Below are 16,016 nucleotides of genomic sequence, written 5' to 3' on the forward strand. Positions count from 1 at the left end.
ATCTATAAATATCACTTATGCCTTGAGTGCTAACGAACGGGCTTTCTATGCAATGACCCTACGCATGGCTATCATGCGTGCCTCATTGTGAGGCGATACCTGCATGCTGACGTTGTTGAAACTTCTGAAAGATGGTCGATTCCATTCTGGAGAGGCGCTTGGCGCTGCCCTGGGGATTAGTCGAAGTGCTGTGTGGAAGCAGCTCCAGCATCTTGAAGCCGAGATGAATCTGCCTATTCATAGAGTCCGTGGCCGTGGGTATCAATTGGCTGCGCCGCTGGTGTTTTTGAATGCAGAGGACATTTCTCTGGAGGCGGCTTCTTCGGCCTGGCCGGTTCACATTTACGATTCCGTTGATTCCACCAATGCCGAGGCTTTGCGTCTTGTGGAGTCGGGCTGCGTGCCACCCTTTGTTGTCTTGGCAGAACAACAAACGGCTGGAAGGGGGCGGCGTGGCCGAAAATGGGTCAGTCCATATGCGCAAAATCTTTATTACAGTCTCGTGTTGCGCATCGACGGCGGCCTGCGACAGTTGGAGGGGTTGAGCCTCGTAGTGGGTTTGGCTGTCATGCAGGCTTTGCGCGAGTCGGGGGTCCAGGGCGCTGCTTTGAAGTGGCCAAACGACATCTTGGTTGGGAACAAGAAAATTTCTGGCATCTTGCTTGAGTTAGTCGGGGATCCTGGAGACATCTGTCACGTTGTGCTTGGCATAGGTATCAATGTGAATATGCAGAAGGCTGTTGAGGTCGATCAACAGTGGACGTCGATGCAGCTTGAGACTGGAACCTCTATTGACCGCAACCACCTGGTGGCGCGCCTGGGAGGACAGCTGCAAATCTATCTTGATCGCCATAAGGCTACTGGTTTTGCCGGATTGCAAGAAGAGTGGGAGCAGCATCACTTGTGGCAGGCCAGGCCTGTATCTCTCATTGCCGGCACCAACCGGATTGAGGGGGTGGTACTGGGGGTGGATCGTCAGGGCGCCTTGCGTTTGAATGTCGATGGAGTTGAGAAAATCTATAGCGGCGGTGAGCTAAGCCTGAGGTTGCGTGATGATTCTTGAGCTCGACTGTGGAAACAGCTTCATTAAATGGCGTGTACTTGAGTCGAGTGAGGCAAGCGCTTGCGCGGAAGGCATAGCAGGTTCGGATGCATCATTGATTGACAGCTTGGTGGCTCTTCCCGATCTTCTGCTTACGCGCTGCCGATTAGTCAGTGTTCGTGCACTTGAAGAAACCGACAAGCTGGTAGCTGCTTTGGTGGATACATTTGGCGTTACCGTTTCATGTGCCGGCCCTGAGCGGGAAATGGCTGGTGTGCGCAACGGCTACGAAGATTTCGAGCGTCTCGGGCTTGATCGTTGGTTGGCGATGCTCGGGGCGTTCAAATTGGCGTCAGGTGCATGCCTGGTGCTTGATTTTGGCACCGCGGCGACCGCCGATTTTATCAGTTCAGATGGTGAGCACCTGGGAGGGTTTATTTGCCCAGGCATGCCCCTCATGCGCAATCAGCTGCGTACCCATACGCGCAAGATACGTTATGGCGACGCGGCGGCTGAGAGGGCTCTGGAGCGCCTCTCTCCGGGGCGGACCACCGTGGAGGCCGTCGAGCGAGGCTGTACGCTCATGCTTAGAGGGTTTGTGCTGACCCAGCTTGAGCTGGCGCGAAGCCACTGGGGTGACGATTTCACCGTCTTCCTGACTGGAGGGGATGCTGAGTTGGTCTCGGATGCTGCGCCCCAGGCTCAGCTGGTTCCGGACCTTGTATTTGTTGGTCTGGCGATGGCATGCCCTTTGTCTTGAGGTGATTATGCGTTGGCTGTTTTTGCTTTTACTTGTCCTCAATGCTTTCTATTACGTCTGGCATCAGCAAGAGGCTCCGTTGCGTGCCAAGGATGTTACGCCTTTGAGTCTTTATCGTGGAGCGCAGCAAGACATTCGGCTCTTGAGTGAATCTGTAGATGGGGTGGCTCGGCGTGATCGAATAAAGCCATCTGAAGGGCAAAATACCTGTCTATACATCGGTGGTTTCTCTGATCGGCGCCAAGCCCTATCTGTCGAGCAGCGACTGACGAGCCTGGATATAAAGGTCAAGGTTCAATTGTTGAGTGCGCCTGATGCCTCGGGTTACTGGTTGCGTGTAGCCCCTGAAAGCCGGCGCCTGGCTGATGATCTGCCGTTTGAAAACCTTGCTAAGGAATTCAATGAGTTAAAACATAAAATAATGCTGTGCGAAGGCATTGCAACTCTCGAATAGTTTGCATAGAATGGCGCCCGCTTCGCAGTGAAGACCTTTAAGGGCTACATGGCGAAGCGAAGGTCAACGCAGCTAACCTCATATTTTTAATGAGAAAATGCTTGACAGAAGGCCGGCGTGATGTAGAATGCCGGCTCGCTTAGGAGGGGTTCCCGAGCGGCCAAAGGGATCAGACTGTAAATCTGACGTCTACGACTTCGAAGGTTCGAATCCTTCCCCCTCCACCATTTTAGCGTGAGCTGCAAGCTCCGCGGGTATAGTTTAGTGGTAGAACCTCAGCCTTCCAAGCTGATGATGCGGGTTCGATTCCCGCTACCCGCTCCAAGTTTGCAGATTGTGCACGGTGTTTTGCTCTTGTAGCTCAGTTGGTAGAGCACACCCTTGGTAAGGGTGAGGTCAGCGGTTCAAATCCGCTCAAGAGCTCCATATAACAAGGCAGATATGAAAATATCTGCCTTTGTTTTAACAGCTGCCTCGGCTTGTTTCGTGTTGTGTCTGGCTTTGATTGTCGGATGGTTTCAAGTCTGTTGGGGTTGGTTGTTGTAAAGTCTTTTTCAGGCCTGCATAATGGTCGGCCTGATTTTGTTTTAGGTCAGTAGCTCAATTGGCAGAGCGACGGTCTCCAAAACCGTAGGTTGGGGGTTCGATTCCCTCCTGACCTGCCAGATTCACGTGGTGTGTCTGGCTTTCTTTTCACAGGATCTTCATAGATGACTCCTAAGGCTGAAGCTCAAAGCTCTCGTTTCGATCTGGTCAAGTGGCTCGCTGTAGTCGCCTTGGTGGTCGTAGGCGTTGTTGGCAATCAGTACTATTCTGCTTCGCCGATCCTGTACCGTGTGCTCGCTTTGCTCGCCCTTGCTGCTGTAGCTGCCTTTGTAGGCCTGCAGACTGCCAAAGGCAAGTCTTTCGCGGTCCTGGTAAAGGAAGCTCGCACCGAAATACGTAAAGTCGTTTGGCCGACTCGCCAAGAAACCACGCAGACCACATTGATTGTCGTGGCTGTTGTTCTGGTTATGGCGTTGCTGTTGTGGGGGCTTGATTCCCTGCTCGGCTGGCTTGTTTCCTTGATTGTTGGCTAAGGGTGTCCCGTGGCTAAGCGTTGGTACGTTGTGCATGCTTACTCGGGTTACGAGAAGCATGTTATGCGCTCTTTGCTAGAGCGCGTAAAGCTTGCAGGCATGGAAGATGGCTTCGGCGAGATTCTGGTCCCCACTGAAGAAGTGGTTGAAATGCGCAATGGCCAGAAGCGCAAAAGCGAACGCAAGTTCTTCCCTGGCTACGTGCTGGTTCAGATGGACATGAATGAAGGTACTTGGCACTTGGTCAAGGACACTCCTCGTGTCATGGGTTTCATTGGCGGTACTGCTGATAAGCCTGCTCCGATCACCGACAAAGAGGCGGAAGCAATTCTGCGTCGCGTTGCTGATGGTAGCGACAAGCCCAAGCCGAAGACGTTGTTCGAGCCGGGTGAGGTTGTTCGTGTGACTGATGGCCCATTTGCTGATTTCAATGGCACCGTCGAAGAAGTTAACTACGAAAAGAGCCGGATCCAAGTGGCAGTGCTCATTTTCGGTCGCTCTACTCCGGTAGAGTTGGAGTTCAGCCAGGTCGAGAAGGTCTAGCTGGACAAGCATCCCAACCCCGCAGCCTTAGGCTGTGGGGTTTTGTCGTCACTGGGATAAACGCGCAAGTAACCGGGGAGCCTTTCGAGGCGTTTGAACCCGTAATTGGAGTGCCTCATGGCCAAGAAGATTACCGCTTACATCAAGCTGCAAGTGAAGGCCGCTCAGGCCAACCCAAGTCCACCCGTCGGCCCGGCTCTGGGTCAGCACGGCGTGAACATCATGGAATTCTGCAAGGCCTTCAACGCCCGTACACAGGGTCTTGAACCAGGTCTGCCGACTCCAGTGATCATCACTGTATACAGCGACCGTAGCTTCACCTTCGAAACCAAGTCGACCCCGGCTTCGGTTCTGCTGAAGAAGGCTGCTGGTCTGACTAGCGGTTCCGCTCGTCCTAACACCGTTAAGGTTGGCACCGTGACTCGTGCTCAGCTGGAAGAAATCGCGAAAACCAAAAACGCGGATCTGACTGCAGCTGATATGGATGCAGCCGTGCGTACCATCGCCGGTTCTGCTCGTAGCATGGGCCTTAACGTGGAGGGTGTGTAATGGCTAAGCTGACCAAGCGCCAAAAGGCTATCGCCGGCAAAATCGAAGCAGGCAAGTCCTACAACTTTGTAGACGCTGCTGCCCTGCTGACCGAGCTGTCGACTGTCAAGTTCAGCGAGTCTGTTGACGTTGCTGTAAACCTGGGTGTTGACCCACGTAAATCTGACCAGGTCGTTCGTAGCGCTACTGTGCTGCCACACGGTACTGGCAAGACTGTACGTGTTGCTGTCTTCACCCAAGGCCCAGCCGCTGAAGCTGCTCTGGCCGCTGGCGCTGATCGCGTTGGCATGGATGACCTGGCTGCCGAAATGAAAGGCGGCGACCTGAACTACGACGTAGTTATCGCCTCCCCGGATGCAATGCGCGTTGTAGGCCAGTTGGGTCAGATCCTCGGTCCACGTGGTCTGATGCCTAACCCTAAAGTCGGCACTGTAACCCCAGACGTAGCTACCGCGGTTAAAAACGCCAAGGCTGGTCAGGTTCGTTATCGCACCGACAAAAACGGCATCATTCACACCTCCGTTGGCAAAGTCGGCTTCGATGCCGTCAAGCTGAAGGAAAACGTTGAGGCCCTGATCGCTGATCTGAAGCGTATCAAGCCGGCTTCCTCGAAAGGTATCTACGTCAAGCGCGTTACCCTGAGCACCACTATGGGCCCAGGTCTGGTCATCGACCAAGGCTCGCTGGACGTATAAGACGCAAGTTGGCGCAAGCGATTGCGCCAATTGAAAGATTGGGGTCCCTGCCTGGCGGGGGCTATCCAAGACCGTAGGCGACGCAAGTCTTAAACCAACAAGCCTACGCAGATGGTGCTCCCGGTTCCTTACCGAATCAGACACCAAAACGACATCCGGCTCCGGCCAGATGAAACGGTAACAAGCAGGAGTTAAACCCGTGGCAATTAATCTCGAAGACAAGAAGGCCATCGTCGCTGAAGTCAACGAGGCTGCCAAAGCTGCTCTGTCCGCTGTCGTGGCTGATGCCCGTGGTGTGACAGTAGGCGCTATGACCGGACTCCGTAAAGAGGCTCGTGAAGCTGGCGTATACGTACGTGTTGTACGTAACACCCTGCTCAAGCGCGCTGTTGCTGACACTGAATACAGTGTTCTCAACGACGTGTTCACTGGCCCGACTCTGATTGCGTTCTCCAAGGATCATCCAGGCGCTGCTGCCCGTTTGTTCAAGGAATTCGCCAAGAGTCAGGATAAGTTCGAGATCAAGGCAGCTGCGTTCGAGGGCAAGTTCCTCGCAGCTAACCAAATCGACGTACTGGCAACACTGCCGACCCGCGACGAAGCCATTTCGCAGCTGATGAGCGTGATTCAAGGCGCTACCAGCAAGCTGGCTCGTACTCTGGCTGCAGTTCGCGAGCAAAAAGAAGCTGCCGCAGCCTAAGGCTGAGCAACCTCTCTCGCGTATTTTTGTTTATTTCGATGGCCGCGTAGGCCGTCCCCCAATTCAGGAAATACAGCAATGTCTATCTCCCAAGACGATATCCTCAACGCCGTAGCTGAAATGTCGGTTCTGCAGGTTGTTGAGCTGATCAAAGCTTTCGAAGAAAAATTCGGCGTTTCCGCTGCCGCTGCTTCCGCTGGCCCAGCTGTTGCTGCTGTTGCTGCTGAAGAGCAAACCGAATTCAACGTCATGCTGCTGGAAGCTGGCGAGAAGAAAGTAAACGTGATCAAGGCAGTACGTGAACTGACCGGTCTGGGCTTGAAAGAAGCCAAGGCTGTAGTTGACGGCGCTCCTGCCCAGGTTCTGGAAGCTGTGTCGAAAGACGCTGCTGACAAAGCCAAAGCTACTCTGGAAGAAGCAGGCGCTAAAGTCGAGCTGAAGTAAGCATCGACCTTGCGTCTCCAGCCCAAGCGTTAAGCTGAAGGCTGATGGCTGGTGGCTCTTGCCACCGGCCTTTTTCCGTTCTTGGCTGTCGACTCGGTCGCCGCCATTAACGCGCTGTAGCCACCCGATGCGGTGGTGCAAACCATGGGGTTTGCAAGATTTTCTGGCTGCTCCCGTCGGGAGAGCCAAACAAGCAGGTGACCAAGCTGGGGAACGCTGATGGCTTACTCATATACTGAGAAAAAACGTATCCGCAAGGACTTTAGCAAGTTGCCGGACGTCATGGATGTCCCGTACCTTCTGGCTATCCAGCTGGATTCGTATCGTGAATTCTTGCAGGCGGGAGCGACCAAAGATCAGTTCCGCGACGTGGGCCTGCATGCGGCCTTCAAATCCGTTTTCCCGATCATCAGCTACTCCGGCAATGCTGCGCTGGAGTACGTCGGTTATCGCCTGGGCGAACCGGCATTTGATGTCAAAGAATGCGTGTTGCGTGGCGTTACGTACGCCGTACCTTTGCGGGTAAAAGTCCGCCTGATCATTTTCGACAAAGAATCGTCGAACAAAGCGATCAAGGACATCAAAGAGCAGGAAGTCTACATGGGCGAAATCCCATTGATGACTGAGAACGGTACCTTCGTTATCAACGGTACCGAGCGTGTAATCGTTTCCCAGCTGCACCGTTCCCCGGGCGTGTTCTTCGACCACGACCGCGGCAAGACGCACAGCTCCGGCAAACTCCTGTACTCCGCGCGGATCATTCCGTACCGCGGTTCGTGGTTGGACTTCGAGTTCGATCCGAAAGACTGCGTGTTCGTGCGTATCGACCGTCGTCGCAAGCTGCCGGCCTCGGTACTGCTGCGTGCGCTCGGCTATACCACCGAGCAAGTGCTGGACGCTTTCTACACCACCAACGTATTCAGTCTGAAGGATGAAACCCTCAAGCTGGAGCTCATCGCTTCGCGTCTGCGTGGTGAAATTGCTGTCCTGGACATCCAGGATGAAAAAGGCAAGGTCATCGTTGAGGCTGGCCGTCGTATCACTGCGCGCCACATCAATCAGATCGAAAAAGCCGGTATCAAGGAGCTGGAAGTACCTCTGGACTATGTCCTGGGCCGTACTACCGCCAAGGTCATCGTTCATCCGGCCACAGGCGAAATCCTGGCCGAGTGCAACACCGAGCTGAACACCGAGATCCTGGCTAAAATCGCCAAGGCCCAGGTCGTTCGCATCGAGACCCTGTACACCAACGACATCGACTGCGGTCCGTTCATCTCCGACACACTGAAGATCGACTCCACCAGCAACCAATTGGAAGCGCTGGTCGAGATCTATCGCATGATGCGTCCTGGCGAGCCACCAACCAAAGACGCTGCCGAAACCCTGTTCAACAACCTGTTCTTCAGCCCTGAGCGCTATGACCTGTCTGCGGTCGGCCGGATGAAGTTCAACCGTCGTATCGGTCGTACCGAGATCGAAGGTTCGGGTGTACTGTGCAAGGAAGACATCGTTGCGGTCTTGAAGACCCTGGTCGACATCCGTAACGGCAAAGGCATCGTCGATGACATCGACCACCTGGGTAACCGTCGTGTTCGCTGCGTTGGCGAAATGGCCGAGAACCAGTTCCGCGTTGGCCTGGTACGTGTTGAGCGTGCGGTCAAAGAGCGTCTGTCGATGGCAGAAAGCGAAGGCCTGATGCCGCAAGACCTGATCAACGCCAAGCCAGTGGCTGCGGCGGTGAAAGAGTTCTTCGGTTCCAGCCAGCTCTCGCAGTTCATGGACCAGAACAACCCGCTCTCCGAGATTACCCACAAGCGCCGTGTCTCTGCACTGGGCCCGGGCGGTCTGACCCGTGAGCGGGCAGGTTTCGAAGTCCGTGACGTACACCCTACGCACTACGGTCGTGTTTGCCCGATCGAAACGCCGGAAGGTCCGAACATCGGTCTGATCAACTCCTTGGCCGCTTATGCGCGCACCAACCAGTACGGCTTCCTTGAGAGCCCGTACCGTGTGGTGAAAGAGGGTCTGGTCACCGACGAGATCGTATTCCTGTCTGCTATCGAAGAAGCTGATCATGTGATCGCTCAGGCTTCGGCCACGATGAACGACAAGAAAGTCCTGATCGACGAACTGGTAGCTGTTCGTCACTTGAACGAGTTCACCGTCAAGGCGCCGGAAGACGTCACCTTGATGGACGTTTCGCCGAAGCAGGTAGTTTCGGTTGCAGCGTCGCTGATCCCGTTCCTGGAACACGATGACGCCAACCGTGCGTTGATGGGTTCCAACATGCAGCGTCAAGCTGTACCGACCCTGCGTGCCGACAAGCCGCTGGTAGGTACCGGCATGGAGCGCAACGTAGCCCGTGACTCCGGCGTTTGCGTCGTGGCTCGTCGTGGTGGCGTGATCGACTCTGTTGATGCCAGCCGTATCGTGGTTCGTGTTGCCGATGACGAAGTTGAAACCGGTGAAGCTGGTGTCGACATCTACAACCTGACCAAGTACACCCGTTCTAACCAGAACACCTGCATTAACCAGCGTCCGCTGGTGCGTAAGGGTGATCGCGTTCAGCGTAGCGACATCATGGCCGATGGCCCGTCCACCGACATGGGTGAGCTGGCACTGGGTCAGAACATGCGCATCGCGTTCATGGCCTGGAACGGTTACAACTTCGAAGACTCCATCTGTCTGTCGGAGCGCGTTGTTCAAGAAGATCGCTTTACCACGATCCACATTCAGGAACTGACCTGTGTGGCACGTGACACCAAGCTTGGGCCAGAGGAAATCACTGCGGACATCCCTAACGTGGGTGAAGCTGCACTGAACAAGCTGGACGAAGCCGGTATCGTTTATGTAGGTGCTGAAGTTGGTGCAGGCGACATCCTGGTAGGCAAGGTCACTCCGAAAGGCGAGACCCAGCTGACTCCGGAAGAGAAGCTGTTGCGTGCCATCTTTGGTGAAAAAGCCAGCGACGTTAAAGACACTTCCCTGCGTGTACCTACCGGTACCAAGGGCACTGTCATCGACGTACAGGTCTTCACCCGTGACGGCGTTGAGCGTGATGCTCGTGCACTGTCCATCGAGAAGACCCAGCTCGACGAGATCCGCAAGGACCTGAACGAAGAGTTCCGTATCGTTGAAGGCGCGACCTTCGAGCGTCTGCGTTCCGCTCTGGTAGGCCACAAGGCTGAAGGCGGCGCAGGTCTGAAGAAAGGTCAGGACATCACCGACGAAATCCTCGACGGTCTTGAGCATGGCCAGTGGTTCAAACTGCGCATGGCTGAAGATGCTCTGAACGAGCAGCTCGAGAAGGCTCAGGCCTATATCGTTGATCGTCGTCGTCTGCTGGACGACAAGTTCGAAGACAAGAAGCGCAAACTGCAGCAGGGCGATGACCTGGCTCCAGGCGTGCTGAAAATCGTCAAGGTTTACCTGGCAATCCGTCGTCGCATCCAGCCGGGCGACAAGATGGCCGGTCGTCACGGTAACAAAGGTGTGGTCTCCGTGATCATGCCGGTTGAAGACATGCCGCACGATGCCAATGGCACCCCGGTCGATGTCGTCCTCAACCCGTTGGGCGTACCTTCGCGTATGAACGTTGGTCAGATCCTTGAAACCCACCTGGGCCTCGCAGCCAAAGGTCTGGGCGAAAAGATCAACCGCATGATCGAAGAGCAGCGCAAGGTCGCAGACCTGCGTAAGTTCCTGCACGAGATCTACAACGAGATAGGTGGTCGCAACGAAGAGCTGGATACCTTCTCCGACCAGGAAATCCTGGATCTGGCGAAGAACCTGCGCGGCGGCGTTCCAATGGCTACCCCGGTGTTCGACGGTGCCAAGGAAAGCGAAATCAAGGCCATGCTGAAACTGGCAGACCTGCCAGAAAGCGGCCAGATGCAGCTGTTCGACGGCCGTACCGGCAACAAGTTCGAGCGCCCGGTTACTGTTGGCTACATGTACATGCTGAAGCTGAACCACTTGGTAGACGACAAGATGCACGCTCGTTCTACTGGTTCGTACAGCCTGGTTACCCAGCAGCCGCTGGGTGGTAAGGCTCAGTTCGGTGGTCAGCGTTTCGGGGAGATGGAGGTCTGGGCACTGGAAGCATACGGTGCTGCATACACTCTGCAAGAAATGCTCACAGTGAAGTCGGACGATGTGAACGGTCGTACCAAGATGTACAAAAACATCGTGGACGGCGATCACCGTATGGAGCCGGGCATGCCCGAGTCCTTCAACGTGTTGATCAAAGAAATTCGTTCCCTCGGCATCGATATCGATCTGGAAACCGAATAACACGTGACGCGAATCGAGAGCGTGGCCGTTTGGTCCGCTCTCTGCTCCGCCAGGAGGAAAGGCCTTGAAAGACCTACTGAATTTGCTGAAAAACCAGGGTCAAGTCGAAGAGTTCGACGCCATCCGTATTGGGTTGGCATCGCCTGAGATGATCCGTTCGTGGTCGTTCGGTGAAGTTAAAAAGCCGGAAACCATCAACTACCGTACGTTCAAACCTGAGCGTGACGGCCTGTTCTGCGCCAAGATCTTTGGCCCGGTAAAGGATTACGAGTGCCTGTGCGGTAAGTACAAGCGCTTGAAGCACCGTGGTGTGATCTGCGAGAAGTGCGGCGTTGAAGTCGCACTGGCTAAGGTTCGTCGTGAGCGTATGGCGCACATCGAACTGGCTTCGCCGGTTGCCCACATCTGGTTCCTGAAATCGCTGCCGTCCCGTATCGGCTTGCTGATGGACATGACTCTGCGTGATATCGAACGCGTTCTCTACTTCGAGAGCTATGTCGTTATCGATCCAGGCATGACCACCCTTGAAAAAGGTCAGCTGCTGAACGACGAGCAGTACTTCGAAGCGCTGGAAGAGTTCGGTGACGATTTCGATGCCCGTATGGGTGCCGAAGCTGTCCGCGAGCTGCTGCACGCTATCGACCTGGAGCACGAGATTGGCCGTCTGCGCGAAGAAATTCCGCAAACCAACTCCGAAACCAAGATCAAGAAGCTGTCCAAGCGTCTGAAGTTGATGGAAGCCTTCCAGGGTTCCGGCAACTTGCCAGAGTGGATGGTGCTGACCGTTCTGCCGGTTCTGCCGCCAGACCTGCGTCCGCTGGTACCGTTGGACGGTGGTCGTTTCGCGACGTCCGACCTCAACGACCTGTATCGCCGCGTGATCAACCGTAACAACCGCTTGAAGCGCCTGCTTGACCTGTCCGCTCCGGACATCATCGTGCGCAACGAAAAGCGTATGTTGCAGGAAGCTGTCGATGCCTTGCTCGACAACGGTCGTCGTGGCCGCGCTATCACCGGTTCCAACAAGCGTCCTCTGAAATCCTTGGCTGACATGATCAAGGGTAAGCAAGGTCGTTTCCGTCAGAACTTGCTCGGTAAGCGTGTTGACTACTCCGGTCGTTCGGTAATTACCGTAGGCCCGACCCTGCGTCTGCACCAGTGCGGTCTGCCCAAGAAGATGGCACTTGAGCTGTTCAAGCCATTCATCTTCGGCAAGCTGGAAATGCGCGGTCTCGCGACCACCATCAAAGCGGCCAAGAAAATGGTCGAGCGCGAACTGCCAGAGGTTTGGGACGTTCTCGCCGAGGTGATCCGCGAACACCCGGTTCTCCTCAACCGTGCACCGACCCTTCACCGTCTGGGTATCCAGGCGTTTGAACCAGTACTGATCGAAGGTAAGGCTATTCAGCTGCACCCGCTGGTCTGTGCCGCGTACAACGCCGACTTCGACGGCGACCAAATGGCCGTGCACGTACCGCTGACACTGGAAGCCCAGTTGGAAGCGCGCGCGTTGATGATGTCGACCAACAACATTCTGTCGCCAGCCAACGGTGAGCCAATCATCGTTCCTTCGCAGGACGTTGTATTGGGTCTGTACTACATGACCCGTGAAGCGATCAATGCCAAGGGCGAAGGTCGTGTGTTCGCTGACCTGCAGGAAGTTGACCGTGTGTTCCGTGCCGGCGAAGCCGCACTGCACGCCAAGGTCAAAGTGCGGATCAACGAAACCGTCAATGACCGTGACGGCGGCAGCGTGAGCAACACCCGTATCGTCGACACCACTGTCGGCCGTGCGCTGTTGTACCAGGTTGTGCCAAAAGGTCTGTCGTACGATGTCGTCAACCTGCCGATGAAGAAGAAGGCGATCTCCAAGCTGATCAACCAGTGCTATCGCGTGGTTGGTTTGAAAGAGACCGTTATCTTCGCTGACCAGTTGATGTACACAGGTTTCGCTTACTCGACTATTTCCGGCGTTTCCATCGGCGTTAACGACTTCGTTATTCCGGATGAAAAAGCTCGCATCATCAGTGCCGCCACTGACGAAGTGAAAGAGATCGAGAGCCAGTACGCCTCCGGCCTGGTAACCCAGGGCGAGAAGTACAACAAAGTGATCGACCTTTGGTCCAAGGCCAACGACGAAGTTTCCAAGGCGATGATGGCCAACCTCTCGAAAGAGAAAGTCATCGACCGTCACGGCGACGAAGTCGACCAGGAATCTTTCAACTCGATGTACATGATGGCCGACTCGGGCGCACGGGGTTCTGCTGCGCAGATCCGTCAGCTCGCCGGTATGCGTGGCCTGATGGCCAAGCCGGACGGTTCCATCATCGAAACGCCGATTACCGCGAACTTCCGTGAAGGTTTGAGCGTACTTCAGTACTTCATCTCCACTCACGGTGCTCGTAAGGGTCTTGCGGATACCGCGTTGAAAACCGCTAACTCCGGTTACCTGACACGTCGTCTGGTAGACGTTGCACAAGATCTGGTTGTAACCGAGATCGATTGCGGCACCGAGCATGGCCTGCTGATGACTCCGCACATTGAAGGCGGTGACGTTGTAGAACCGCTGGGTGAGCGCGTATTGGGTCGTGTGATTGCCCGTGACGTGTTCAAGCCAGGTACCGAGGAAGTTATCGTTCCTGCCGGCACTCTGGTAGATGAAAAGTGGGTCGAGTTCATCGAACTCAACAGCATCGACGAAGTGATCGTTCGCTCGCCGATCAGTTGCGAAACCCGCTACGGCATCTGCGCCAAGTGCTACGGCCGTGACTTGGCTCGTGGTCACCAGGTGAACATCGGTGAAGCGGTCGGCGTTATCGCTGCCCAATCCATCGGTGAGCCGGGTACCCAGCTGACCATGCGTACGTTCCACATTGGTGGTGCGGCAAGCCGGACCTCCGCAGCCGACAGCGTTCAGGTGAAGAATGGCGGTACCGTCCGTCTGCACAACCTGAAACACGTTGAGCGAGTGGATGGCCACCTCGTTGCTGTTTCCCGTTCCGGTGAGCTGGCAATCGCTGATGACTACGGTCGTGAGCGCGAGCGTTATAAGCTGCCGTACGGTGCTGTGATTTCGGTTAAAGAAGGTGACAAGGTCGACGCTGGCGCAATCGTGGCCAAGTGGGATCCGCACACTCACCCAATCGTTACCGAAATGAAAGGTACCGTGACCTACGTGGGCATGGAAGAAGGCATCACGATCAAGCGTCAGACTGACGAATTGACCGGTATGACCAACATTGAAGTACTCGACGCCAAAGATCGTCCAGCTGCCGGTAAAGACATCCGTCCTGCCGTGAAGATGGTCGACGACAACGGCAAGGATCTTTTGCTGCCAGGCACTGACGTAATCGCTCAGTACTTCCTGCCAGCCAACGCCCTGGTCGGTGTGGCGGATGGTGCGAAGATCGCGATCGGTGATGTTATCGCGCGTATCCCGCAAGAAACTTCGAAGACTCGTGACATCACCGGTGGTCTGCCGCGTGTTGCTGACTTGTTCGAAGCTCGTCGTCCGAAAGAAGCGTCGATTCTGGCTGAAGTCAGCGGCACCATCGCGTTCGGTAAAGAGACCAAGGGCAAGCGCCGTCTGGTCATTACCCCGAACGACGGTAGCGATCCGTATGAAGAGCTGATTCCGAAGTGGCGTCACCTGAACGTCTTCGAAGGCGAACAGGTAAACCGCGGCGAAGTTATCTCCGACGGCCCGAGCGATCCACACGACATCCTGCGTCTGCTGGGTGTGAGTGCGCTGGCCAAGTACATCGTCAACGAGATCCAGGACGTTTACCGTCTGCAGGGCGTGAAGATCAACGACAAGCACATCGAGACCATCCTGCGTCAGATGCTGCGTAAAGTTGAAATCGCTGAATCCGGCGATTCCAGTTTCATCAAGGGCGACCAGATGGAACTGACTCACGTACTGGTAGAAAACGAGCGCCTGGCGAACGAAGAGAAATTCGTTTCCAAGTTCACTCGCGTGCTGCTGGGTATCACCAAGGCGTCGTTGTCCACTGAGTCGTTCATCTCGGCGGCCTCCTTCCAGGAGACCACTCGCGTACTGACCGAAGCAGCGGTAACTGGCAAGCGCGATTACCTGCGTGGCCTGAAAGAAAACGTGGTTGTGGGTCGTCTGATCCCAGCCGGTACCGGTTTGGCTTACCACAGCGAGCGCAAGCGTCGCCGTGATGCTGACAAGCCGTTGCGCGTAAGCGCCAGTGAAGTGGAAGCTGCACTGACCGAAGCGCTGAACTCAAGCGGTAACTGAGTTCTGCAGTAGATAAGTCTGGGCCCTGGCAGTCCCATTCGTCGGATCGAGGCATTTTTGCCCTGGTTCGACGAGAGGGGAGGTCGGGGCCTTGCCTTGACTGGGGACAAGATCCTCTTTAGACTCTTGTACCCCTAAATTTGGCGGGAATTCGTTCCTGCCATTTTGCTTTTCTTGCAAGACAATAGCGTCGCAAGACAACAGTGGAGCTAGTAGATGGCAACTATCAACCAGCTGGTACGTCAGCCGCGTAAGCGTATCGTCGAGAAATCCGACGTGCCTGCGCTGCAGAACTGCCCGCAACGTCGTGGCGTATGCACCCGTGTGTATACCACCACGCCGAAAAAACCTAACTCGGCACTGCGTAAAGTATGCCGTGTGCGTCTGACCAACGGTTTCGAGGTTTCCTCGTACATCGGCGGTGAAGGCCACAACCTGCAAGAGCACAGCGTGGTACTGATCCGCGGCGGTCGTGTAAAAGACTTGCCAGGTGTTCGTTACCACACCGTACGCGGCTCCTTGGATACTTCCGGCGTTAAAGGTCGTAACCAGGGTCGTTCGAAGTACGGTACTAAAAAGCCTAAGTAGTAGCGGCTTTTTGTAAACCTGAATCATCTTATTTTCTGAGTCGATAAGAGTAAGGTCGGAGGCGTCCCGAAAGGGCACCGATTCCGAGCGAACCTGAAGACCGTTTGAGGGCTTATCCATGCCAAGAAGACGCGTAGCAGCCAAGCGCGAAGTGCTTGACGATCCAAAATACGGAAGCCAAATCCTGGCCAAGTTCATGAACCACGTGATGGAAAGCGGCAAGAAAGCCGTTGCCGAGCGTATCGTTTATGGCGCGCTGGAAAAGGTTAAAGAACGCAAGAACAGCGACCCCCTGGAAATCTTCGAGAAAGCTCTCGACGCCATCGCTCCGCTGGTCGAAGTGAAGTCGCGCCGTGTAGGCGGTGCTACTTACCAGGTTCCGGTTGAAGTTCGCCCGTCCCGTCGTAACGCCCTGGCAATGCGCTGGTTGGTAGACTTCGCCCGTAAGCGCGGCGAGAAGTCTATGGCTCTGCGTTTGGCCGGCGAATTGTTGGACGCTGCTGAAGGTAAAGGTGCTGCTGTTAAGAAGCGTGAAGACGTGCACCGTATGGCTGAAGCTAACAAAGCTTTCTCGCACTACCGCTTCTAATTTTAGCTTCACTAAT

At 55.3% G+C, this 16,016-nt stretch carries 13 protein-coding genes and 4 tRNA genes; all 17 read left to right on the forward strand.

Annotated features, from left to right (window positions below; all coding sequences use genetic code 11):
- The first annotated feature begins 103 nt into the window (after nt 1–103).
- The 17 genes from birA (at nt 104) to rpsG (ending at nt 16,000) form a co-directional block, all read left to right on the forward strand.
- Nucleotides 104–1,063 carry a bifunctional biotin--[acetyl-CoA-carboxylase] ligase/biotin operon repressor BirA gene (birA, locus tag QZR30_RS24230; RefSeq protein WP_311904406.1) on the forward strand — a complete coding sequence of 320 codons (960 nt, stop codon included), beginning with the start codon at nt 104–106 and terminating at the stop codon, nt 1,061–1,063.
- Nucleotides 1,053–1,802, forward strand: a complete 750-nt coding sequence (locus tag QZR30_RS24235) for a pantothenate kinase (RefSeq protein WP_311904409.1) — start codon at nt 1,053–1,055, stop codon at nt 1,800–1,802. Before birA ends, QZR30_RS24235 begins: the two co-directional genes overlap by 11 nt.
- A 7-nt stretch (nt 1,803–1,809) precedes the next feature.
- Entirely contained in the window at nt 1,810–2,256 is a 447-nt protein-coding gene (locus tag QZR30_RS24240) for a hypothetical protein (RefSeq protein WP_056846330.1), read from the forward strand.
- 142 nt (nt 2,257–2,398) lie between these two features.
- Nucleotides 2,399–2,483 (forward strand) — tRNA-Tyr (locus QZR30_RS24245).
- Nucleotides 2,484–2,506: 23 nt separating this feature from the next.
- Nucleotides 2,507–2,580, forward strand: a tRNA-Gly gene (locus QZR30_RS24250).
- A 26-nt stretch (nt 2,581–2,606) separates the two neighbouring features.
- Nucleotides 2,607–2,682 (forward strand) — tRNA-Thr (locus QZR30_RS24255).
- 163 nt (nt 2,683–2,845) lie between these two features.
- A tRNA-Trp gene (locus tag QZR30_RS24260) sits at nt 2,846–2,921 on the forward strand.
- A gap of 45 nt (nt 2,922–2,966) precedes the next feature.
- Nucleotides 2,967–3,335: a preprotein translocase subunit SecE gene (gene secE / locus QZR30_RS24265; protein WP_003194658.1), complete on the forward strand. Its 369-nt coding sequence runs from the start codon at nt 2,967–2,969 to the stop codon at nt 3,333–3,335.
- 9 nt (nt 3,336–3,344) lie between these two features.
- Entirely contained in the window at nt 3,345–3,878 is a 534-nt protein-coding gene (nusG, locus tag QZR30_RS24270; RefSeq protein ID WP_003176436.1) for a transcription termination/antitermination protein NusG, read from the forward strand.
- A gap of 117 nt (nt 3,879–3,995) precedes the next feature.
- Nucleotides 3,996–4,427: a 50S ribosomal protein L11 gene (rplK, locus tag QZR30_RS24275; RefSeq protein ID WP_003176435.1), complete on the forward strand. Its 432-nt coding sequence runs from the start codon at nt 3,996–3,998 to the stop codon at nt 4,425–4,427.
- Nucleotides 4,427–5,122 (forward strand): 50S ribosomal protein L1, encoded by a 696-nt coding sequence (rplA, locus tag QZR30_RS24280; RefSeq protein ID WP_003176434.1) that lies wholly within the window; start codon nt 4,427–4,429, stop codon nt 5,120–5,122. The genes rplK and rplA overlap by 1 nt, the downstream gene beginning before the upstream one ends.
- Nucleotides 5,123–5,321: 199 nt before the next feature.
- Nucleotides 5,322–5,822 carry a 50S ribosomal protein L10 gene (gene rplJ, locus QZR30_RS24285; protein WP_003232405.1) on the forward strand — a complete coding sequence of 167 codons (501 nt, stop codon included), beginning with the start codon at nt 5,322–5,324 and terminating at the stop codon, nt 5,820–5,822.
- Nucleotides 5,823–5,900: 78 nt separating this feature from the next.
- Nucleotides 5,901–6,266 (forward strand): 50S ribosomal protein L7/L12, encoded by a 366-nt coding sequence (rplL, locus tag QZR30_RS24290; RefSeq protein WP_003176432.1) that lies wholly within the window; start codon nt 5,901–5,903, stop codon nt 6,264–6,266.
- 219 nt (nt 6,267–6,485) lie between these two features.
- Complete coding sequence (gene rpoB, locus QZR30_RS24295) at nt 6,486–10,559, forward strand: DNA-directed RNA polymerase subunit beta (protein ID WP_046069767.1); 4,074 nt, start codon at nt 6,486–6,488, stop codon at nt 10,557–10,559.
- 64 nt (nt 10,560–10,623) lie between these two features.
- A complete protein-coding gene (gene rpoC / locus QZR30_RS24300) occupies nt 10,624–14,823 on the forward strand; it encodes a DNA-directed RNA polymerase subunit beta' (protein WP_005791982.1) in 4,200 nt (1,399 codons plus the stop codon).
- A 216-nt stretch (nt 14,824–15,039) separates the two neighbouring features.
- On the forward strand, nt 15,040–15,411 hold the full coding sequence (rpsL, locus tag QZR30_RS24305; protein ID WP_002555494.1) for a 30S ribosomal protein S12: 372 nt from the start codon (nt 15,040–15,042) through the stop codon (nt 15,409–15,411).
- Between the two features lie 118 nt (nt 15,412–15,529).
- Nucleotides 15,530–16,000 carry a 30S ribosomal protein S7 gene (gene rpsG, locus QZR30_RS24310; RefSeq protein WP_002555493.1) on the forward strand — a complete coding sequence of 157 codons (471 nt, stop codon included), beginning with the start codon at nt 15,530–15,532 and terminating at the stop codon, nt 15,998–16,000.
- The last annotated feature ends 16 nt before the right edge of the window (nt 16,001–16,016 follow it).

The sequence above is a fragment of the Pseudomonas sp. rhizo25 genome, assembly GCF_031931935.1.
In the GTDB taxonomy this organism is placed as follows: Bacteria; Pseudomonadota; Gammaproteobacteria; order Pseudomonadales; family Pseudomonadaceae; genus Aquipseudomonas; species Aquipseudomonas synxantha.